Genomic DNA, 22,427 nt, shown 5'->3' with positions numbered 1-22,427 from the left:
TTCTTGTGCTTGCGTAAGTAAGGCTTTTAAATCGTCTGCAAACGAGTCACGCAGGGTATTCATTTTTTCACCCGGCACGTCAATCGTTACAACGGCAATTTTATTTTCGTCTACCGCTAAATTAAATACTGAATCTGTCATTACGCGCTCTCCAATACAAAGGCTGCACCTAAACCACCAGCAGCACATGCTGTTGTTAATGCTAAACCGCCACCACGACGTTTAAGCTCGTTTAAGCTTTGTGTAATTAAGCGAGCACCTGTTGCTGCAAATGGGTGACCATATGCAAGCGAGCCGCCATTCACGTTAAACTTATCCATGTTAATTTCGCCAATTGCTTTACTACGACCTAGCTTTTCTTGCGCAAACTTGTCTGAAGCAAACATCTTCATGTTCGCAAGGGCTTGCGATGCAAATGCCTCATGCATTTCAATTAAATCTAAATCAGCAAGGGTAATACCAGCTCTGTCTAATGCGATAGGTGTTGAATGCGCAGGACCCATTAACATGTCTTGCTCCACACCAATTGCAGAAAACGCAAAGCTACGTACGTAACCTAAAATTTCGTAACCAAGCGCGCGTGCTTTACTTTCGTTCATCATCAATACCGCAGCGGCACCATCTGTAAGTGGTGTTGCATTTGCGGCTGTAACCGAACCATGTTGACGGTCAAACACAGGCTTAAGCTTTGCGTAACCTTCAACTGTCGAATTTTTACGAATATTGTTATCTTCTTCAATAAAGCTTTTGTATGGCGGTAAATGTGCCGTCATAACTTCATCTTTTAACTTCCCATCTGCCCATGCTTGGGTAGCAAGTGAATGTGAACGATGTGCTAATGCATCTTGGTCTTCACGGCTAATATTATGTGTTTTAGCCATTTGCTCAGCAGTTTGACCCATTGAAAGGCCTGTTGAGTACTCTGCAACTGCAGGCGGTACTGGCATTAAATCTTTTAAGCGCAGCTTTGAAAAAATTTGTAAGCGTTGCCCTAAAGTACGCGCTTTGTTTAAATCAACTAAGCTACCGGCCAATTTTTTACTTACGCCAATAGGTAATACAGACGACGAATCGGCACCACCGGCAATACCTACACTCACAGAGCCCGCCATAATAGACTCAGCCACGTTAGCAATTGCCTGAAAGCTGGTAGCACATGCACGTGACACAGAATAAGCATCAACACCAACTGGCATGCCTGTACCAAGTACAATTTCACGCGCAATATTTGGCGCTTCTGGCATTTGTACTACTTGACCAAATACAAGTTGATCGATTTCTGACTTGTCGAAATTTAATCGCTCAAGCATTTCGTTAACCACTAATTTACCCATATCAAGTGCTGGTACGTGGTGGAATGCTGTTGCTTGTTTTGCAAACGGTGTACGAAGGCCACTTACAATGGCAATACGATCACCCTTTGGTGTTTTTAGTATGTTTTGCTCAGACATTTATGCTCTCCCGCTGACAGGTCTGACCTGTTTGTTTTCCTCGATTCTAAACAACCCGTGTGCTAAAGCCAATAGATAAACTGAAATTTATACAAAGTAGTCATGTTTACATATCACACAATAGGCTTTTTTAAACGCATTTACAAAGATTTGTGGTACGCTAAAAACCGTTAAAAAATAACGAACTATTTTAAAAAATACAGTCTAACTCTTGAGTTACCCTATTATAAACCTTATAAATAGGTCAGTATTTGCAACCTAACCCATTTAGGTACTAACCCAGCTGACGAGGACAGTCCACTTATTATGGCAGCTAACGCATTTTCACAATTAAAAACGTACTTAGATACACAAATCATTGGCCAGCCAGAGCTTACTCAAGCACTACTTATTGCTATTTTAGCTGACGGCCACTTATTAGTTGAAGGCCCACCAGGGCTTGCAAAGACACGCGCTGTAAATGCGCTTGCAAAAGGGATTGAAGGTTCGTTTCAACGTGTCCAGTTTACACCCGATTTATTACCGGCCGATGTAACTGGCACCGATATTTACCGCCAACAAACAAGCGAGTTTGTGTTTGAGAAAGGCCCTTTATTTCATAACCTTATTTTGGCTGATGAAATAAACCGTGCCCCAGCAAAAGTACAATCAGCATTACTAGAGGCCATGGCTGAGCGCCAAGTAACGGTAGGAAAAAACACCTACCCACTTAGCGACTTATTTTTAGTAATGGCCACTCAAAATCCGCTAGAGCAAGAAGGCACCTACCCGCTGCCAGAAGCACAGCTTGACCGTTTTTTACTGCATTTAAGTATTGGTTATCCGGGCGCCGAGCACGAGCTAGACATTTTACGCCTAACGCGCGGTGAAGCATTAAAAGAGCAACAAGCTGTTTTACAAAAAATTAGCCAAAGCGATTTATTTGCTGCCCGCCAAGCAATTTTAGGTTTGTACTTAGCCGAGCCTCTTGAGCAGTATTTGGTTCAACTTATTATTGCTACGCGAGAAGGCGCGCAATTAGATGAACAACTAGGCCGCTGGATTGAATTTGGCGCCAGCCCTCGTGCCACTATCGCGCTCGATAAATGTGCACGTGCTCATGCATGGTTACAGGGCCGCGACTTTGTAGCCCCTGACGACATACAAGCGGTTGTTCATAATGTACTACGCCATCGCATTATTTTGAGCTACGAAGCCCAAGCCGATGGTATTACAAAAGATCAAGTAATTAGCCGAATTGTAGAACTGGTAGCTGTACCTTAATTTATGCATAAACAATTAGACCCTCAGGCATGGCTGAAACAAAGCCATAGCCACGGTGTTAATTTAGCACTAAAAGAGCTGATGTATTACAAAGCCAAAGCGCAACTGCTTGAGCTTGCCCCTAAGGTAAAGATTAAAAATACTTTAGCGGGGCAATACCTTGCACCGCACAAAGGCCGTGGTATGGAGTTTGCCGAAGTACGTCATTACCAGCAAGGTGACGATATACGCTCAATTGACTGGCGAGTTACAGCGCGTACAGGCGAAACCCATACAAAACTTTTTCAAGAAGAAAAAGAACGCCCAGTTTTTGTATTTACCGATTTTTCAAACTCTATGCTATTTGGTTCAAAGCTACTGCTTAAGTCAGTACAAGCTGCGCACATTAGTGCATTAGTTGCTTGGTCTGCGTGCCAGCGTGGCGACAGAGTTGGCGGTATTGTATTCAATCAGCATGCACACCTAGAACTTAAGCCGAGTGCGCGAGAAAAAGCAGTATTAAAGCTTTGCCACAACTTATGTGCAAATCATCAGCAAGCCCTTACAAATATTGATACTAAAGCCAGCAATAACTTTAGTGATAACCTAAAGCGCCTTAATCATTTAGCAAAGCCTGGGAGTTTAGTGTATTTAGTCTCTGACTTTAGCGCCTTAGATGACGCAAGCTTTAAACAGCTTGAAATACTTAGCCGTCATTGTGAGCTTATAGGGTGCCATATTAGCGACCCATTTGAACATCAATTACCCGCTTTTAAAAACACAGTAACGGTTAATGCGAACGGACAAAACTTTGCCTTACCGCTCATGGATAATACATTTAGGGCACAGTTTGCCAAAAATGCAGAAGATGCATTTAATACACGCCTTACTCGCTTAACTAAATCGGGTCTTAATTTAATATCATTCAATGCAGCCGACCCACTTGAGCTGCAGCTAGTGAGAAAATAAACCATGCAAACCAATCCTCTTGATGGCCTGCACGATGTAATAGCACCAAACCACGTTGACTGGTGGCCACTTGCCCCAACATGGTGGGTGATCATTGCTCTACTTTTTATTGCGGTATTGAGTGCTGTTTATGCAATTTATAAAGCGTATCAATATAAAAAAGCAAAACGCTATGCCGTTTTATTGAGTCAAAATGAGCAGAGCCCTCAGCAGTTACATATTATTTTAAAGCGCCTAGTAATTGAATATTACGGTAAACACCTTGCCGCGCAGCCTACAAAGCAATGGTGTGAAACGCTAAACACACTCAGTGGGCTGACTTTTACCGAGCAAGAAATTTTAAGCCTATACAGCAGTGATAACAGCGATTTAGCATTAAGTAAAAAATTTAGCCAAGCAATCAAATGCTTTAAAGTAAAGGAACCACTACATGTTTGAATTTAGTTGGCCGTGGCTATTTTTATTAATTCCATTACCTTTGTTGCTTTTATTACTAAAACCCATAGCAAGCAATAGCAATACGCGCCTGCGTATTCCGGGCTTTGCTAAGCATGCCTTAAATAACCCAAATTCAGCACCTCAATCACGCCGTTTATCTATATTTGAATGGCTACTTTGGCTATTACTTGTCAGCGCAGCAGCAAACCCAACATGGCTAGATGAGCCAATTTTATTACCAAATGAAGGGCGAGATATCATGCTTGCGGTGGATTTATCTGGATCAATGACCGAACAAGATATGGCTTACAATGGTCAATACGTTGATCGCTTAACCATGGTAAAAGCCGTACTGAGCGATTTTATAGAACAGCGGACTGGCGATAGGCTCGGACTTATTTTATTTGGCGATACCGCTTTTTTACAAACCCCTCTGACACGCGATTTAAAAACGGTAACCAAAATGCTTAACGAAGCACAAATAGGGCTAGTGGGCCGCGCTACAGCTATTGGCGATGCACTTGGTTTATCGGTTAAACGTTTTGCAAGTAAAGAAGACAGCAACCGAATCGTCGTGCTATTAACCGACGGGCAAAATACTGCAGGTAACCTAAATCCTGACGACGCTCTACTTCTAGCGCGGGAAGAAGGTATTAAAGTGTATACCATAGGTGTTGGCTCTGATAACCCACGTGGATTTAGCCTATTTAATATGGGCGGCTCAGGCGGGAGTAATTTGGATGAACGCCTTCTAAAAAATATCGCCGACGATACCGGGGGGCTTTATTTTAGAGCAAAAGATGTTGCGGGACTCAAACAGATTTACGCTGAGCTTGATAAACTTGAACCCATTAGTGCAGATGAAAAAACCTTTCGCCCGCAAAGCTCATTATTTTATTACCCATTACTCATCGCTATTTTTTTAATTAGTCTAAATGTAATGCTAAATACACTGCGCGCATTAAAGGAGCCAAATTGATGGATTTTGAATTTATTCGTCCTGCCGTTTTATGGCTACTTATACCGGCAATTGGACTGTTTTTTGTGGCGTTAATTAAGCACAAAAAAACCACAAGCGAGCAATTAATTGCCCCTCATTTAGCGCAATTTATTATGACTGATACGGACACCAAAACCAGCCAACCGCTTTGGCTTGTAGCTGTATTTTGCACTTTAGGGGTTTTATTTAGTGCAGGCCCCAGCTTTGAAAAAAAACACGTGCCTGTTTTTCAAAGTAAAAGTGCACGTGTCATTGTAATTGACATGTCGTATTCAATGTACAGCACTGATATTTCGCCAAACCGTTTAACACAAGCACGCTATAAATCTCTTGATATGATTGAGCTATTTAAAGAAGGCGACACCGCCTTAGTCGCATATGCGGGCACGGCCTATACTATATCGCCGCTAACCAACGACGCCACAACACTCAGTAATTTAATACCCAGCCTGAGCCCTGACATAATGCCCGACAAAGGGTCTAACGTACTAGCAGGCCTTGATATGGCAAAAGAGCTATTAACTCAAGCAGGCTATATTGATGGCGATATTATTTTAATAACCGACGGCATAGAACAAGAAGAACAAACGGATGTCACACGCTTTATAAGTAACACAACATTTAGACTCAATATTTATGGGGTAGGTTCTGAGCAAGGTGCACCTATTAAATTACCTGAAGGCGGTTTTTTAAAAGATAGATACGGTCAAATTGTCATCCCTACTCTGAATATTTCACAACTGAAAAGTTTGGCCACCCGCAGCGGTGGTAAATTTGCGCGCTATCAACCAAGTAATAGCGACATAAATACGTTTTCGCCAATGGCTAACAGTGAATTAATTAAAGATGAGACGCAAAGCCATGCGCTATGGCGTATCGATGCGGGTATTTACGGGCTTTTACTTTTATTACCATTTGGTTTGTATTTATTTAGGCGCTCTGCCTTTTTAGGGGGAGTTTTATTGCTTGCCTTTTTACCGCAGCAAAACGCTTATGCATTTGAGCTCCCTGCAATATTAAAAAATACAGACCAACGTGCACTCACCGCATATAACAATGAAGAATACGACAAAGCCGCTAATGCGCAATCAAACCAATTAAAAGGCGCAGCGTTATACAAGCAAGGCAACTTTGATGCTGCACTGGATGCATTTAGCCAAGATAAGTCAGCCACGGGTTATTACAACTATGGCAATGCACTTGCCAAAGCTGGCCAACTAGAAGAGGCCATAAACGCCTATAAACAAGCTCAAACGCTACGAAGTGATTTTAGCCAAGCCGCAGATAATCAGGCCTTAGTTGAGCAGTTGTTAAAACAACAAAATCAACAGAATCAACAAGAACAAAGTGGTGATGAATCCCAAGACCAAGAAAATCAGCAAAAAGGCGATCAAAACCAACAACCAAATAACGATCAATCTGAGCAAGAGCAAGAGCAACAAAATAACGACCAAAACAACTCTCAAAAAGGTGACAAACAAAGCCAAAGCGATGCAAACAAAAAATCTGAGCAGGAGTCTGAACCCTCTGAAGATCAACAAGGTCAAACAGGTGAGCAATCTCAAGAGCAAAATAAACCTGATATGCAAGCACAGCCACAAAATAAGCAAAGCGAAAGTAATAATGCTGAACAGTCTGACCAGCCAAAACCGCAGGCAATGAGCGAGCAACTAGTCAGCGATGAGCAAAAGCAAAAAGCGCAACAACAGGCTATGCAAGCCCAAGCAAGTGAACTGACAAACGAAGAAAAAGAAAAAGCGCAGCAGCTTAATCAATTACTCAGAAAAGTACCGGACGATCCGGCCATTTTATTACGGAATAAAATGCAACTCGAAGCCCAAAAAAGACAATATCAACGCCGCCCTACAGGAGTAGAAAAATCATGGTAATGCGATTATTTTGCTGTTTATTGCTACTATGCGCGATGCCGTCATTCGCAGCGACAAAACTCGAAGCAAGCGTAGATAAAAACCCAGTATTAGCGGGTGAGTTTTTTATGCTTAACATTTCAGTAAACGATACCGTTAATGGTGAACAACCCGATACATCTGTATTGTTAAAAGACTTTGTAGTCGGCCCCACAAGTTTAAGTACCCGCACAAACATCATAAACGGCAGCATTAATAAACAAACCACTTGGAGCGTTAAGTTAATGACCCGCACTGAGGGGCAGTATACAATCCCCTCGTTTAGTGTTGCTGGGCTTAGCTCTGAACCCATTGATTTAACTGTCGCCAAACGGGCTGTAAACGCAGACAAAAATAACGATATTTTTGTAAAAACATCACTTTCTAGCAGCTCGCTATACGTCCAAGAAGCAGGCGTTTACACGTTAAAACTGTACTTAGCTAAAGAGCTACTTGATGGCAGTTTAAGTACACCCAGCATGGAAGATGCACAGCTAACCCAATTAGGTAAACAAACAGAGAGTTATGAATTAGTCGACGGAAAACGATACCTGGTTATTACCCGAGAGTATTTAATTCAGCCCCAAAAAAGTGGTGCTTATACTATTGCAGCTCCGGTATTTCAGGGCCGAGTTCAACAAAATTATCGTCAGTTAGAAGTATCTGCTCTTGGCGACGATCTAGAAATAGAAATTAAACCTATTCCAAGCGACTACAAAGGGGCTTGGCTACCCAGCGAACTGGTGAACCTAGATGAAGAATGGCAACCTAACGATAGCACCGTAGAAGTAGGCACTCCCATAACACGCACTATTACACTCACGGCTTTAGGGGTAACTAAAGAGCAACTTCCTGATATAACAATGCCTACCATCGAGGGAATTCGTAGTTACCCTGATCAAAAAGAAAACAACAACGCTGTTCGTAATGGGCGTGTAGTATCGCAACAAACTGCATCTTACGCATTACTTCCACAAAAACCTGGAACATATACATTACCCGAAATAAAATTGCCGTGGTTTAATACAAAAATAAACCGTATTAGTTATGCGACCATTGCAGAGCGAACAATTACTGTTATTCCAAGTAGCAGCAGTGTTAACACACCAATTAATACACCACAAAATATGAACGACTTACCTTTGGATGAAGCTAATACCGAAAGTAATAGTGCTGGTAAACCTTTGGCACAAACAGCAACGGTTATAAACCAATCTCCGTTGTGGTTTATTGGTGTTGCAATACTGGGTTATGTTTTATGGATCATTACTGTAATGTTTTATTGGTTTAACCGTTCTAATATTAATACAGTTGAAAATGTGCAGCCTTCACCTACTTCACTTAATCAACCCAGCTTAAAAAAATTGATAAAAGTACATAAAACTGGTGATATTAAAGCGTTTTATAACGAGCTTACTCATTATGCAATGCAAGTCACACACGAAGAGACAGGGGCAATTGATAAGTTATGCCAAAGTATAAATAACCCGCAGCTAAACAATGCAATTATTCAATTACAAGCACAACTGTATGGTAATAAGGCTACAAATAGCGATCTTGGTGCTATTATAAAAATACTAGAGAGCGAGCAAACTCAGTCATTAAAATTACAACCAACTGTATTAAAAGACCTTTATAACTAAAGTGAAGTTAAAGATGAGTCTTTTTTAATTAAATAAAAATAAAGTAGTAAAAAGTGCTTATGTTGGGAAATAAAAAGTCAAACAATCAGGTCTTAATCGATATGGCAGAGAAACAAAAACGTTATGAAGCCTTGGTCCACGTTTACAATAAGGAGCTTTATCGCTTTGCTTATTGGTTATGCCGTGACCCGCACATAGCAGATGATTTAGTACAAGAGACATTCTTGCGTGCTTGGCGCTCACTTGACTCATTACTAGATCAAAAAGCCGCAAAACCATGGTTACTTACTATTTTGCGACGAGAGAATGCGCGCCGATTTGAACGCAAACAGTTTGACTACAGCGATGTAGAAAACGACACGTTGGTTGATGAAACCAGCCATTCGCTTGATGATGAAATGGAGCAAACCGTTATTCAACGACAAATTGGATTATTATCTGATGAATACAGAGAGCCACTATTGCTACAAGTTGTAATGGGGTGTACTGGCGAGGAAATTGCCGACATTCTCGATTTAAATAAAAACACGGTTATGACGCGTCTATACCGTGCCAGAAACCAACTTAAAGAGGCTTTAAGCCGTGATGATGAACAACTTAAAGGGGCATCAAAGTAATGGATGAACTTGAGTTTCGTCGCCGCACTATTGCGCAGCCAAACGATATTGACAAAGAACTTCAGGAGTTTGCCCAAAGCAATCCTGAACGACAGAATTTTATTAATGAAATGAAAGATTTTGATAAGCATATCCAAGATGCACTCGATATACCTGTACCTGATAATTTAGCCGACCGTATTATTTTAAATACCTCGTTAAAAGAAAAGGCGTTGCAGGAAGAACAAGCTGCTGGTAGGAATGTGGTTGATGCCAAATCTCGGTTTAAGTTTGATCGTGTGCACCTTGCTTTAGCCGCATCATTTATGGTAGCTGTGAGTGCGTTCTTTTTTAGCTCAGAGCAACATATTGGTCACGAAGCAGGCGAACATGCACTCGCACATGTTTACTACGAAATAAATGCGCTTGATAAAAAATCTCCTATTAGCCTGCAAAGTGTGAATGATAAGCTGGCTGTATTAGGTGGCCACATAGACGAACTACCAGGTGATATAACTTACGCTATGTTTTGTGATTTTAAAGGTGAAAGAGGCTTACACTTAATTTTTGAATCGGACTTTGGGCCAATGACGGTATTTATTGTTCCGTCTGAAAATAAATCGTTTGGTTTGGGTAACGACCATTTCCAAGACGAACGATTTGAAGGGCAAATTAATCGCGGCACCCAAGCCGATACTATTTTAGTAGCCAGTGTAGGTGCACCGCTTGATACTTATAACGAGCGAGTAACTAACGCAATTCGTTGGCTTTAAACCCCAGTCAATAAAAAAACCGCTTAGTCCATGCTAAGCGGTTTTTTGTATCTACCTTTTATCTATTAAAAAACGATTGATTTACCTCTTCCTGAACTTTCAGACGCAGCGTCTAATTGCCCGTTTTTATTGATAATTACATGCAAGTCACCAAAGTGGCGCTCGTCAATTGTGTAACCCATTTTTTGAAGCTTTAGTTTTACTTCATCATTCAACCCTACATGAGCACGTACAACGTTTTTAGGCCAAAGCTGATGATGAAAGCGAGGTGAATTAACGACTTGCTCTGCACTCATATCAAACTCAATAGCATTTAAAATTGACTGATAAACCGAGCTAATAATAGTTGTACCTCCGGGTGAGCCTGTAACCATTTGTACCGTGTTGTCTTTTAATAAAATAGTAGGCGTCATAGAGCTAAGCATACGTTTGTGTGGCTGTATTTCATTGGCTTTGCCGCCAATAGCACCAAACACATTCATAACACCAGGTTTAGCACTAAAGTCATCCATTTCATCATTTAAAATAAAGCCAGCGCCGTCAACCACTACACCGCTGCCAAACCCTAAGTTTATGGTCGTAGTATTTGCAACAGCATTACCCATTTTATCAATAATAGAAAAATGTGTGGTTTGTTCGCTTTCTTTTAACCCAGGCTTTATTGTTTCGGTTGTAGTAATGGCTGCCAACGAAATACCGCTGCTACGTGTTTGCAAATACGGTTCATCAACTAATGCATTTACCGGCACATTAAAAAAGTCAGGATCACCTAAATACTCCGCTCGGTCGGCAAACACACGTTTACCTATTTCAGAAAGTAAATGTACGTAGGGTGTTGAGTTATGAGCTATGTCGTTAACTGGTTTTTTTAGCTCATACATTTTAAGCCATTGTAAAATTGCAATGCCACCAGAACTAGGCGGCGGCGAAGTAAGTACTTCATAGCTGTTCCAACGTGCTTTTAATGGTGTGCGTGATTTAGCCGTATAATTTTTTAAATCAGCCTTAGTTATGATTCCCCCATGCTGGCGCATGAACTTTTCAATAATATTAGCTGTTTCGCCTTCATAAAATCCTGCTTGGCCATTATCACGAATTCGCATTAAGGTTTTTGCTAGGTCGGGTTGCTTAAATATTTCATTAGCTTTTAAACCAGCAAAATACTTTTCGAAGTTAACGTTTATTTTTTGCTCGTTTAAATAGCTGATATAATTACTAGCTCCTTGCGCTAGCTTTGGTGGCACAACAAACCCCTTCTCAGCCAAAGTAACTGCGGGTTGCACTAGCGTTTCCCAGTCAACCGTGCCATGTTTTTTATGTGCTAACCACATACCCGCAACACTCCCGGGTACACCGCTTGCGTGGATGCCATAAATTGATTTATTGGGGATCACATTACCTTGTTCATCTAAATACATATCACGATGAGCAGCACTTGGGGCAGTTTCTCGGTAATCAATAAAATCACTTTTGCCATCTTTTTGGATGAGCATAAAACCGCCACCACCAATGTTACCCGCTTCGGGAAGCGTCACAGCTAGTACAAATTGTGCTGCTATAGCTGCATCTACTGCGTTACCACCTTGCTCTAATATGTTTTTAGCCGCATCTGCACTGAACGAGTCAGGCATAGCGACAGCACTTTGCACAACCTGCTTAGCCGCTACATTAAATGCACTAAATTGCAGCATAACTACGCTAGTTATCACTAACTTGCTTGGCGAGAAAAATAAGCCCATACAGCATCCTTAAATTATTGTTTTAATATTGGTGTTATTGAAAAATTAATTAAAAAGTAAACATCTTAAAAATAACTAACAGCATAACCTCACGCTTATTTATGCATAGCTTTAATGGCTAGGTCAATCGTTGCGTATTCAGATTTTAGTCTTACCTTAAACGCTTAGAATAAAGAACAGCAGGTAGCTCACCCTGTTCATCGGTATGTGTGTAGGTTTTAATAAACAACAGTCCAAGCTTTTCCATTACTTTTATAGAACCGACATTATCAGCCAGAGCACTGGCGCTAATTTTTTTTACACTAGGTTGTTTTGCTACCTCTCCACACAGTGCCTTAGCGGCTTCAGTAGCGTATCCATGTCCCCAACTAGCTTGTTTAAAGCGCCAACCAATTTCAATATCACTAAAGTTTGGTGAATCACTAAAAAAATCCATAGGCCTCAGTAGAATCCAGCCAATAAACATATTCGTGTCTTTAATTGTTATTGACCAAAGCCCCCACCCTGTTTGCTCATTTCGATAAGCAAGCATACGCGGTATACCTTCCTCTTTAATTTGCTCTTTTGAGGTAGGAACCCCGCGTGTTAAAAATTGCATAACGACAGGGTCTTGATCAAGTTCATACAATTTATGCCAATCATGCTCGTCCATTAATTTAAATTTTAACCGTTTTGTTACGGGGGCGTTCATTTTCATTAGTGTATAGTTCCTTTAAATCAATTATTAATCTCTTGAGGAGATAACACATGAACAAATTAGCAGGTTTAGCATTATTAGGCACTTTAATAACTTTAACGGGTTGTGAAGATGCAAAAGAAGTAAAAGAAGAAACAAAAGAAAAAACCGCTCAAATGCAAGAGCAATTGGGTGATGCATGGAATGAAGTAAAAGAAACAACAAACGATCTTAAAAATGATGAGTCACTAAATGAACTGCTGCAAGAAAGTAAAGCAATGGGCTTAGACATGTACGACGATGGTAAAGAAATTGCTATTGATGCATGGATAAAAAGTAAAGAAGCCGCAGGTGAATTAACAGAAAAAACGAAGCAAAAAGCGCAAGAAATTGCTGATGAAATTGAGCAAGCTCGTGAAGAACATAATAAGGGATAATAAACCTTGTAATAAAAAAAGGTAAGCCATTACGGCTTACCTTTTTTGTATCGTACAAAACAACTGTGAGTAATTAAGCTTTATATTTGCTCATTACCAGAGTGGCGTTTGTACCACCAAAACCAAAGCTGTTAGACATTACTGTATTAAGCGCTACGTCTTTGCGTTCCGTCACAATATCTAAACCTTCAGCTTGCTCGTCTAATTCATCAACATTAATAGATGGCGCTACAAAGCCATGCTCAAGCATTAGCAAAGAGAAAATGGCTTCATGCACACCTGCAGCCCCTAATGCATGACCAGTCATTGCTTTTGTTGCACTGATCATTGGCGAGTTACCACCAAATACATCTTGAATTGCACCAAGCTCTTTGACATCACCCACCGGTGTTGATGTACCATGCGTATTAAGGTAATCAATGCTGTCTACATTTTGCATTGCTTGGCGCATACAACGTGCAGCACCCTCGCCCGAAGGTGCAACCATATCGTAACCATCAGATGTAGCACCATACCCTACTATTTCAGCGTAAATATGTGCGCCACGTGCTAATGCATGCTCAAGCTCTTCCACAACCACAATGCCACCACCGCCAGAAATAACAAACCCATCGCGGTTAGCATCATAGGTGCGCGATGCTTTTTCTGGCGTTTCGTTGTATTTAGTCGACAGTGCACCCATTGCGTCAAATTCCATTGCAAGCGTCCAGTGAAGTTCTTCACCGCCACCAGCAAACACAACGTCTTGCTTACCCAGTTGAATTTGTTCAACCGCATTACCAATACAATGCGCCGACGTAGCACACGCAGAGCTAATTGAATAATTAACGCCTTTTATTTTAAAAGGGGTCGCTAAACATGCTGATGTTGTACTGGCCATAGTACGTGGAACCATATAAGGCCCTACGCGTTTTACGCCTTTTTCACGTAAAATATCAGCAGCTTCAACTTGCCATTTAGATGAACCACCACCAGAGCCAACAATAATACCCGTGCGCTCGTTTGACACTTGCTCTTCTGATAATCCAGAGTCTTCAATTGCTTGCGTCATAGAAATGTAAGAGTACGCAGCTGCATCGCCCATAAAACGCATTGCTTTACGGTCAACGTGATCTTTAACATTTATGTCAATTTTACCCGATACGTTACTGCGTAAGTTATAGTCGGCAAACTCTTGGTTGAAAGCGATACCACTTTTACCTGTTTTTAATGACTCTAAAACTTCTTCTTTGTTGTTACCAATGCTTGATACAACACCGATACCGGTAATTACGGCTCTTCTCATGGGTGATTCCCTTAGCTTAATACTTAATTGCGTTTTATTTTACGCGAATTTAATCACTTAAGTGGTCAGCTTTCTAGCGTACACTTGTACTCTGAACTGCTAGCTTATAAATAACGCCAGACTATTACAAAGAAAACCCGTAAAATAATAAAAAATATATTTTGTAAATTTAAACATTATGATTAAAAACGCACATATACACTTTAACGATTTAGGTACACCGTTTGCTGATGACTTTGGTGATATTTATTTTTCGAATGACGACGGTCTTGCCGAATCGCATTATGTGTTTTATGAGCAAAATAATATAGAAACTCGATTACAAACTCATGACCAACCCCATTTTGTAATAGCAGAGACAGGGTTTGGTACTGGGTTAAATTTTTTAAATACATGGCAACACTTTAACGATCATATTGCACGTCAACAACCACAAAATCAATTAGATAAAGGTGTAAAACGCCTTCACTTTATTTCGTTTGAAAAATACCCATTAAAAGTTAACGATTTAAGCAAAGCACTTCAAGCGTGGCCTACATTACAAAAATTAAGTGAAAAACTCGTCAACAATTACCCTATTAATTTACAAGGGTGTCAGCGACTTGAATTTGACAACGGACGTATTGTCCTCGACTTACATTTTGGCGATGCACTCGCGTCTATTAATACAATGAGCTACCCACAAACAGGGATTGTAGATGCCTGGTATTTAGATGGGTTTGCCCCAAGCAAAAACCCTGAAATGTGGCAGCAAAGCTTATTTAATAGCATGGCTGACATTTCAAAAGCAAAGGCAACTCTAGCTACGTTTACAGCAGCAGGTTTTGTTCGTCGTGGTTTAATAGAAGCCGGGTTTGATACAATTAAAACCAAAGGCTTTGGCAAAAAAAGAGACATGCTAATTGGCCAAATACCTCATGCAAACACGGCTCAGTCAGCCCCCCCTTACTTTAATCAAGACGATAGTAAACTTAATAATGTTGCTATTATTGGCGGCGGTATAGCCAGTAGTTGTATTTTATACAGCCTTGCTAAACGCGGTATAAACGCTGAATTATTCTGCAAAGACCCGCAGCCTGCCATGGGTGCGTCACATAATGTGCAAGGCGCGGTGTATCCTCATTTACAAGCTAAAGATTCACCCCATAGTGAACTTTTTGCGCATAGTTTTTTATACGCAAAGCGCGTTTATCAGCAATTATTAAATGATGGATTTAGCTTTGATCACCAATGGTGTGGTGTTTTGCAACATGCTGTAAAAAAGCCCCTTGCAGATAAACACAAAAACCTTGCTCAAAAGCAACTTTGGCCAAAGCAACTTATGCAAAACGTAACCGCAGAGCAAGGCGATGAAATAGCCGGCGTTAAAACTGGGTACCCCGGTGTTTATTTTGAACAAGGTGGCTGGGTTAATCCACCACAACTTGTTAATGCAATGCTAGGCGCAGCCAATAAGCTAATACCCCACAACAGCCACTTTAATTGCAATATAGTAAACATAGAAAAAACAGCAAACGGCTGGGTTTTAACAAGCAATAATCAACAGTTTGGCCCATTTAGCGATGTTATTATTTGCGCTGGTGAGCACAGCGACACATTTGAGCAAACAAAATCACTTCCTATTGTAGGCGTGCGCGGGCAAGTATCGCATGTTCAAGCAAGTCCTGAATCTCGAAAGCTTAAAACGGTACTTTGCCATAAAGGCTACTTTACACCAGCTTATTTAGACCATCATTGCATGGGCGCTACATTTGATAAAAACAGTAAAAGCCGCCATGTTTCAGATGAGGATAACCAAACTAACCGTGCTCAACTCATAAACTTTTACGATCATAGCGACTTTGCTACAACGTTAGGAAAAGTAAGCTCTGCAAAAGCAGCAGTAAGATGCACATTCATCGACCACTTGCCAATGGCTGGGCAATGGTGTGAACAAAGCGATTATACAAATGCATTTGCAAACCTGAGGTTGGGTAAGCGTTATCAATATTTGCCTCTCAATCACCCTCAACAAGGGCTACATATTTTTACGGGCTTTGGAGCTCGTGCCTTGTGCAGCGCACCACTGTGTGCTGAACATTTTATTAGCTGCTTAGCAAACGAGCCGCGCCCACTCAGCGAGCGAGTAAGCCAAGCTATACACCCCGCTCGCTTTATTGTAAGAGATTTAATTCGTAATAAAATATAAATGACAAAGCCCACTATTTGGGTAAACTGTTCTCAATAAAAGGAACTTAAAGAGTCACAATGAAAAAATTAATTATACTATCGCTGTTATTGTTTACCTCGTTTAAAACACTTGCCATAAATGTTATTGATATTGCAGTGCCAGATGAGTTTGTAACAACTATGGAAGTAACAGATGAATACCCACTTGTTAAAACTGGGTATTTAACGCAGTCTATTTCCTCCATTACAGACTTTTATCAGCAACAATTAGGTGACCCATTGAAGATAACCGGCAGTGAAAACTACCGCACCCTTTATTACAATTACCAAAATCGTAAAGTACGTATTAGCTTATACCACCGTAACTATGTGACCGAAGTGAGTATAATGATTGAAAAAATATTATAAAAAAAACACAAATATAACTACTCATTTTCATACTCAGTTAAGGTACTCTTTTTATATTAAATGTTTTTTAAAATTAATACGTTAATGTCTCTTTTTGCCCTTTAAAAACAATTTTTAAGCCCAAGGTCTACTTGTAAGCAAATACATTTACTAACAAGTGAAAGGAGTTAATTATGAGTAAGACCTTAATTATTGGCGCTAGTGGTCAAATTGGTAAAATGACAACGGAGTTATTACTTAAGAACGAACAAAATGTTACCGCCCTTGTTCGTGATAAAACTAAGCTAAGTGATTTAGAAAGCCCGTTTTTAAATATTGTAGAGCAAGATTTAGAAGGTGATTTTAGTGAAGCTATTAAAGGTTGTGATCAAGTAATTTTTGCGGCTGGTTCTGGTGGAAGCACCGGCGACGACAAAACACTATTAATTGATCTATGGGCTGCAGCAAAAGCGGCTAATTACGCAAAAAACAATAACGTTAAGCACTTTATTATGGTCAGCTCAATAGGTGCAGATAACCCTGACGCAATAGAAAGTGATTTAAAACCATACTTAGTTGCTAAGCATATGGCCGATGAACACCTTGCCAGTAGTGGTTTAAATTACACCATTGTTCGCCCGGGTACGCTCACTAATGAAAGCGCATCAATGAAAGTGACAACACAGCGCCCTGATGACCAAGATAAGGCTGAAATTAGTCGTGAAAATGTAGCCAATGCACTGCTGCATATCGCAACCAATTCGTTTGAAAAGAACCGTATTTTTGAACTTTTTGACGGTGATACTGCCATTAAATCTGCGGTTAAATAGCCAAAGTGCTCCATTAACAAAAGCGTTAATGGGGCAACACTTTCAACTATTAGCAAGTTAACTAAACAGCTGACACTCAAAACAAGCTGCTAATATTTAATTCAAAAAGAACAAATCATTTAGATACGCCACAACAGCCATAAGGCGACCCCAAACAATTTACCCTCTAACCACGTCAACAACTGCAAACCAAAGCATTGCCTATAAGAGTTAACAAATTAGCAATAGAATCCCTTGACGATAAGCCCCTAGTGAGCAGCGTTCTGTGACCTAAACGTAACCTACTATCCCTCTTTCTTTCAAATTTTCCTCTCGTAAAGTCATTTACTGTATTAAGTTTAAGCACATTAAATTATTAATAAAAAATCATTAGTGAGGAATATAGAAAACAGAGTCTTAATCTGTTAAGTTTATGTTATGTATATAGATAAAAAAGCTCCTTAAGGGAAATGAAAACAAAGGAATTAAAGTGAGCGCTACATTTAAAATTATTTTTAATGGCCAACTACAGCAACATGCCGATATTTCATTGGTACAAAAACAACTTAGCCAATTTTTAAATATTCCCCATACTATTGCTATAAAGTTGTTTGATGGTAAATCCTACGCATTAAAAAAAAATCTAACGAGTATAGAAGCCGTTAAAGCAGAATCGTCACTAAAAAAAATGGGCTTAATAACACGAGTTGAACTGCATCAATCTACCGCTCTTACAGCAAAGCAGTACCCTATAGCGTTAAAAAAATTAACAAAACATGATGATGCAGAAGAACATAAAACGTCTAATTCAAAACGTACACTACTGCAGAAAAAAACTAATTCTATACAGACTATAATTACGCGATACAAAAACGACAAAGTAAAGCTGCAGCGCTCTTCACTAAAAAGCCTACTCTATCTTTGCTATATAGCTCTGTTAGTTATGACAATTACGGGCCTTACTATTAGCTATAATTTGCTTTCAAATACAATGAGTGAATCGCAAAGTAACACTTTAACAGGCTTAACCTACCAAGATTACAAACAGTACATAACTGAGCAAAAGGCAGTTAGTAATCAACAAAAAACGAATTTGAGTGCCAATAATAATGCACAGCAAAGCCAAGATAGTGAGCAATTCAATCGGTTTTCTCTATTAATTAATAGCTATGCCGACAGTGTAAAGCAGCCTAATATTGAAAAAATGGGAGGCGAAAAATTAAACCTTCGCCTGCAAGAAATAGACGACTTAGGTGAGAAAAATGCGTTTTGGTTGCAACTAATTAATTTAGCAAATAGTTTAAATAATGACGCACATACAATGAGTACACTCAATAATACAGATCCAAATAAAGTACAATGGATCAACGCCGTAGACTGGATAAGCCAGCGTTATATTAGGCAGCAGCAAAATGGCAACGCACACCCTAAAGTTAATCAGCCCAACAACGCCGTAATTAACTTAACGCTATCAATTAGTGTTTTATCACTACTTATATTAATGATCATTGTGATAAAAATGAAGCTACGCACAATAAGAGAATCATAATAGCTTTTATTAACCACATAAAAAAACCCGCAACTTGATTGCTCAAGTTGCGGGTTTTTTAGGGTTTTTAAACAAACGAATTTAAAAACCGTTATTGGTGGAGCTGGGGGGATTTGAACCCCCGTCCGAAAAGCCTCGACCGTCGGTACTACATGTTTAGTATTGTCATTTAATTAACCTTTAAATCCCGGACAAACACGGTAAGTAAAGGCGAGGCCGCTTAGTTTTAACGCTTCAACCCCGGCCAGGGTTTCCATCGCGATCAGGTGTTAGGGTGACACTCCAGAATCCAGTCCACAAGAATACATGGAAGGAGCGCTAGCCAGCCTAAGCTGCTAGAGAGTAGTTATCGTCGTTTGCGATTACTTTAGATTGCGGCTTTTTTACGAGGCAAACCGCACCTCGACATGCACCTTGGGCTTCTTGAATTCCGTCGAATCCTAATCAGCCCCTGAATTAGTAAACTCATTCAGAGCGTGCAAGCAGTATAACTGAGTAAAGTGATGATACTCAAGGCTTAATGACGCTTTATTTGATTTACACAGGCTAACTGCATATTTAGCAACCAAATTAGCAATAATGTATTAGCCACAGTAAACATTTACTTAACAATATGGTAAACCTGTGTTCAAATAAGGGATCAGCCAGCTAGTGCTAAAGGTTTAGTTGTAACTGTAAAGGTTAAGAATAATAACAGGCATAAGAAGTAGGGATTTAAAATGTCGGTTTTTTCATTACATAAAAATACAGGGTGTGTTTCTTTAATTAAACATCCTATTGATAGCGGTTTTCCGGTCACAAGCACTCAATTAATTGAAATGTTTGAACAATCTGAATTTGGCGAGTATGAAACTATTACAGCTAATATCGGGAAACTTTTTGCGCCTTCTAAAAACCACAAAGAAGTATCTTTAGTGATTGCTAAAGCAGTGGATGCCACTATTGCTATTAATATTGATGAAAAGAATATGGTCGCAGAGGCCACTATTACTACAGCTAAAGGTGGATCACTGCTAACAATGGAAGATGCGCAAGAGGCGCTTAGCCAAGCAGGTGTAAAAAAAGGGATTAGTCCGCGTGCGCTTGATAGTTTTTTAGGCCAACAGTTTGAAAAAGCTTCAGGTGTAGCATATAGCGCTATTGTAGCCCATGGCCGCAATCCAAAAGAAGGTAGCGATGCTAAATTTGTTCGCCTTTGTTCAACAGCACAAGATCGCGTTTTAAGCCCGCAAGCAACCGCTGGCGGTAAAGTTGATATGAAAGATCTTGGGGCTATCATTACTGTTAAACCGGGCACTCCTCTTATGCAACGTATAGCCGCCACCCAGGGTGAAGACGGATACACGGTGTTTGGCGATATTATCCCTGCTTCGCCAGGAAAAGAACTTGAACTACAACCCTTTGAAGGGACAAAAATAGACCCAACAAACCCTAATTTACTGATTGCAGATTGCAAAGGCGTTCCTGTTGCGCTGCCACGTGGAATGCGCGTTGACGACGTTTTATGTTTCGATAATGTAGATGTAAGTACAGGCCACATTGATTTTGACGGCAGTGTAATTATTAGTGGCGATATAAAAGACGGAATGCGAGTAAAAGCGAAAGGTGACATTACTGTTTTAGGCTTTGTTGAATCAGGAATTGTGCAGAGCGAAAGTGCTGTAACTATTGTATTAGGTGCCATAGGCCGAAACCGTGAAAACGAAGAAGCATTTACTTGCCGTATTTCAGCCAAGCGTACAATTTCTATAGGCTATGCTCAATATTGTGACATTAAGACTGAACAAAGTTTATTCATAGAGCGCCAAGTATTACATTGTGACCTAACAGCTAAGCGTTTAATACGTGTTGGCAAAGCCGATAACCCTCGTGGCAAAATTATTGGTGGTAATATATTTGATGCAATGCGTATTGAAACAGGTGAATTAGGTGCGCCTGCTGGTACTAAAACGCGTGTATTTTTAGCACAAAATTGGTTTGAACTGCGTGATAAGCAAAGCCAAATTAACGACTTTGAAAAGGTATTAAGTACTAAATTACTGGAATTAAAAAATGCGCGAACTAAAGCAGAGAAAATAACTAACCCTGCTCAGCGCAAGCAATTTACTGATAAAATTACGGCTAACGAAAAGCAAGTGAATGTCCGCTCTCGTCATGTTAAGCAACAAAAAGTACTCGTAAAAAGAAAAATAGCCCAGCTACTAGCCTCTAGCCGCTTAAAAGTGAACGAGTTAATGCACCCTGGTGTGGAGCTTAAAATAGCAAAAGAAACTAAACAGTTTTCGCGTATTTATCCCCCCCACTTCGTAAGATTATCTGAGGGTAAAATTACTCAGTCGTTTTAGCTTCGTTGGCGGCTTCATCATCGTCACTTTCATCGAGTGGCGCAAGCGGCCAACCGCCTAACTCTTGCCAGCGGTTTACAATTAAACAGTATAATTCAGCGGTGCGTTCTGTGTCGTAAAGTGCCGAGTGTGCTTGACTGTTATCAAATTCAATTCCAGCTGCACGACAAGCTTTAGCTAATACTGTTTGGCCTAAAGCAAGCCCTGCTAACGTTGTTGTATCAAAGCTCACAAATGGATGAAACGGTGTGCGCTTTATATTATTGCGCTCAATAGCCGCATTTAAAAAGCCATGATCAAACGCGGCGTTATGCGCCACAATAACAGAACGCTGGCACCCTGCTGCCTTTTGCGCTTTACGCACGACCTTACAAATCTCTTTGATAGCGTCTTCTTCTGCGACTGCACCTCGTAATGGCGAAAATGGGTCAATGCCGTTAAACTCAATTGCTGCTTGCTCAATATTTGCGCCTTCAAACGGCTCAACGTGAAAATGCACTGTTTGATCTATGCTAAGCAACCCGTCATCATCCATTTTTAAAACAGAGACTGCAATTTCAAGTAATGCATCTGTCTCTTTGTTAAAACCAGCAGTTTCAACATCAATAACAACAGGAAAAAAGCCACGAAAGCGTTTTGCGAAAAGGGTTTGCTCAGTATTTGCCATAGTATTCTTGGTTTGTAGGTATAAGCCTTCTATTATGTCAAAAGTAGGTGCCGTTCGGCTAGGGACTTTTACCTATTATTTATGCCTATAATTATAGGCATACAATTTGCTTTAAGTGATACTAGCTAAGTGTTAACTGCTATATAATATGGCAGTACTGAACAAAGCCAAATTTTTGGCGTGTCGGGTTTACGGGGAGTCTTTGATGAAATTAAAGTTATTATTAATGAGCGTTAGTATTAGCTCTGCGCTATTGAGCGTCAGTGCACATGCGGCCATGCGTAATTACTCTGCAAATCAAGACAGTTCAAATTGGGAAGTGGTTAAAACAACACGTTTGCAATG

At 40.2% G+C, this 22,427-nt stretch carries 19 protein-coding genes, 1 other RNA gene and 1 pseudogene; 15 read left to right on the top strand and 6 right to left on the bottom strand.

All coding sequences use genetic code 11. The annotated features are described in order from the left end of the window. Window positions 1–140: 140 nt before the first annotated feature. A complete protein-coding gene (gene fadI / locus BCG07_RS19740) occupies window positions 141–1,451 on the bottom strand; it encodes an acetyl-CoA C-acyltransferase FadI (protein WP_006793342.1) in 1,311 nt (436 codons plus the stop codon). Window positions 1,452–1,757: 306 nt separating this feature from the next. Between fadI and BCG07_RS19735 the strand changes: the two genes are divergently transcribed. Genes BCG07_RS19735 through BCG07_RS19700 form a run of 8 tightly spaced genes read left to right on the top strand, consistent with a single transcriptional unit; the run spans window position 1,758 to window position 10,019 of the window. Further along, window positions 1,758–2,714 carry an AAA family ATPase gene (locus tag BCG07_RS19735; protein ID WP_058428589.1) on the top strand — a complete coding sequence of 319 codons (957 nt, stop codon included), beginning with the start codon at window positions 1,758–1,760 and terminating at the stop codon, window positions 2,712–2,714. Window positions 2,715–2,717: 3 nt separating this feature from the next. Beyond that, window positions 2,718–3,662 (top strand): DUF58 domain-containing protein, encoded by a 945-nt coding sequence (locus tag BCG07_RS19730; RefSeq protein ID WP_286891675.1) that lies wholly within the window; start codon window positions 2,718–2,720, stop codon window positions 3,660–3,662. A 3-nt stretch (window positions 3,663–3,665) separates the two neighbouring features. Further along, window positions 3,666–4,100 carry a DUF4381 domain-containing protein gene (locus tag BCG07_RS19725; protein ID WP_138528654.1) on the top strand — a complete coding sequence of 145 codons (435 nt, stop codon included), beginning with the start codon at window positions 3,666–3,668 and terminating at the stop codon, window positions 4,098–4,100. Beyond that, the gene (locus BCG07_RS19720) at window positions 4,093–5,079 is read left to right on the top strand and encodes a vWA domain-containing protein (RefSeq protein WP_058403429.1); all 987 of its coding nucleotides are present in this window, start codon (window positions 4,093–4,095) and stop codon (window positions 5,077–5,079) included. The genes BCG07_RS19725 and BCG07_RS19720 overlap by 8 nt, the downstream gene beginning before the upstream one ends. After that, window positions 5,079–6,989 (top strand): VWA domain-containing protein, encoded by a 1,911-nt coding sequence (locus BCG07_RS19715; RefSeq protein WP_286891674.1) that lies wholly within the window; start codon window positions 5,079–5,081, stop codon window positions 6,987–6,989. The genes BCG07_RS19720 and BCG07_RS19715 overlap by 1 nt, the downstream gene beginning before the upstream one ends. Further along, complete coding sequence (locus BCG07_RS19710; protein WP_058403431.1) at window positions 6,983–8,650, top strand: BatD family protein; 1,668 nt, start codon at window positions 6,983–6,985, stop codon at window positions 8,648–8,650. The genes BCG07_RS19715 and BCG07_RS19710 overlap by 7 nt, the downstream gene beginning before the upstream one ends. 59 nt (window positions 8,651–8,709) lie before the next feature. Then, complete coding sequence (locus BCG07_RS19705) at window positions 8,710–9,267, top strand: sigma-70 family RNA polymerase sigma factor (RefSeq protein ID WP_021032391.1); 558 nt, start codon at window positions 8,710–8,712, stop codon at window positions 9,265–9,267. Next, window positions 9,267–10,019 carry a DUF3379 family protein gene (locus tag BCG07_RS19700; protein ID WP_058403432.1) on the top strand — a complete coding sequence of 251 codons (753 nt, stop codon included), beginning with the start codon at window positions 9,267–9,269 and terminating at the stop codon, window positions 10,017–10,019. The genes BCG07_RS19705 and BCG07_RS19700 overlap by 1 nt, the downstream gene beginning before the upstream one ends. A gap of 65 nt (window positions 10,020–10,084) precedes the next feature. On the opposite strand, the gene ggt is transcribed toward BCG07_RS19700, so the two are convergent. After that, window positions 10,085–11,758, bottom strand: a complete 1,674-nt coding sequence (gene ggt / locus BCG07_RS19695) for a gamma-glutamyltransferase (RefSeq protein WP_219421704.1) — start codon at window positions 11,756–11,758, stop codon at window positions 10,085–10,087. A gap of 151 nt (window positions 11,759–11,909) precedes the next feature. After that, window positions 11,910–12,455, bottom strand: a complete 546-nt coding sequence (locus BCG07_RS19690; RefSeq protein ID WP_286891672.1) for a GNAT family N-acetyltransferase — start codon at window positions 12,453–12,455, stop codon at window positions 11,910–11,912. 50 nt (window positions 12,456–12,505) lie between these two features. Here BCG07_RS19690 and BCG07_RS19685 point away from each other — a divergent pair, with 50 nt between their 5' ends. Continuing rightward, entirely contained in the window at window positions 12,506–12,871 is a 366-nt protein-coding gene (locus BCG07_RS19685; RefSeq protein WP_058403435.1) for a hypothetical protein, read from the top strand. 73 nt (window positions 12,872–12,944) lie between these two features. Here BCG07_RS19685 and fabB read toward each other — a convergent pair whose 3' ends face one another. Beyond that, on the bottom strand, window positions 12,945–14,156 hold the full coding sequence (fabB, locus tag BCG07_RS19680) for a beta-ketoacyl-ACP synthase I (protein ID WP_058552035.1): 1,212 nt from the start codon (window positions 14,154–14,156) through the stop codon (window positions 12,945–12,947). 178 nt (window positions 14,157–14,334) lie between these two features. On the opposite strand from fabB, the gene mnmC reads away from it, so the two are divergent. From mnmC to BCG07_RS19660, 4 genes are all read left to right on the top strand, one after another. Then, a complete protein-coding gene (gene mnmC, locus BCG07_RS19675) occupies window positions 14,335–16,344 on the top strand; it encodes a bifunctional tRNA (5-methylaminomethyl-2-thiouridine)(34)-methyltransferase MnmC2/FAD-dependent 5-carboxymethylaminomethyl-2-thiouridine(34) oxidoreductase MnmC1 (protein ID WP_243533027.1) in 2,010 nt (669 codons plus the stop codon). Window positions 16,345–16,403: 59 nt separating this feature from the next. After that, window positions 16,404–16,733: a hypothetical protein gene (locus BCG07_RS19670; RefSeq protein WP_006793328.1), complete on the top strand. Its 330-nt coding sequence runs from the start codon at window positions 16,404–16,406 to the stop codon at window positions 16,731–16,733. 173 nt (window positions 16,734–16,906) lie between these two features. Next, window positions 16,907–17,542 carry an SDR family oxidoreductase gene (locus BCG07_RS19665; RefSeq protein ID WP_138740452.1) on the top strand — a complete coding sequence of 212 codons (636 nt, stop codon included), beginning with the start codon at window positions 16,907–16,909 and terminating at the stop codon, window positions 17,540–17,542. A gap of 469 nt (window positions 17,543–18,011) precedes the next feature. After that, window positions 18,012–19,070: a hypothetical protein gene (locus BCG07_RS19660; protein WP_286891668.1), complete on the top strand. Its 1,059-nt coding sequence runs from the start codon at window positions 18,012–18,014 to the stop codon at window positions 19,068–19,070. Window positions 19,071–19,165: 95 nt separating this feature from the next. On the opposite strand, the gene ssrA is transcribed toward BCG07_RS19660, so the two are convergent. Next, window positions 19,166–19,522: a transfer-messenger RNA gene (gene ssrA / locus BCG07_RS19655) on the bottom strand. A 267-nt stretch (window positions 19,523–19,789) separates the two neighbouring features. Between ssrA and BCG07_RS19650 the strand changes: the two genes are divergently transcribed. Then, entirely contained in the window at window positions 19,790–21,415 is a 1,626-nt protein-coding gene (locus BCG07_RS19650; RefSeq protein ID WP_286891666.1) for a flagellar assembly protein A, read from the top strand. Here the strand turns inward: BCG07_RS19650 and rnt are convergent. Beyond that, window positions 21,399–22,082, bottom strand: a complete 684-nt coding sequence (gene rnt / locus BCG07_RS19645) for a ribonuclease T (protein WP_138740454.1) — start codon at window positions 22,080–22,082, stop codon at window positions 21,399–21,401. The genes BCG07_RS19650 and rnt overlap by 17 nt on opposite strands. Before the next feature lie 205 nt (window positions 22,083–22,287). Between rnt and BCG07_RS19935 the strand changes: the two are divergent. Further along, window positions 22,288–22,427 (top strand): annotated as a pseudogene (locus tag BCG07_RS19935) (OmpA family protein); the annotation flags it as partial.

It is taken from the genome of Pseudoalteromonas sp. ESRF-bin5, from assembly GCF_002632075.1.
Lineage (GTDB): Bacteria > Pseudomonadota > Gammaproteobacteria > Enterobacterales > Alteromonadaceae > Pseudoalteromonas > Pseudoalteromonas marina.
This window is presented reverse-complemented; position numbering and strand designations above follow the sequence as displayed.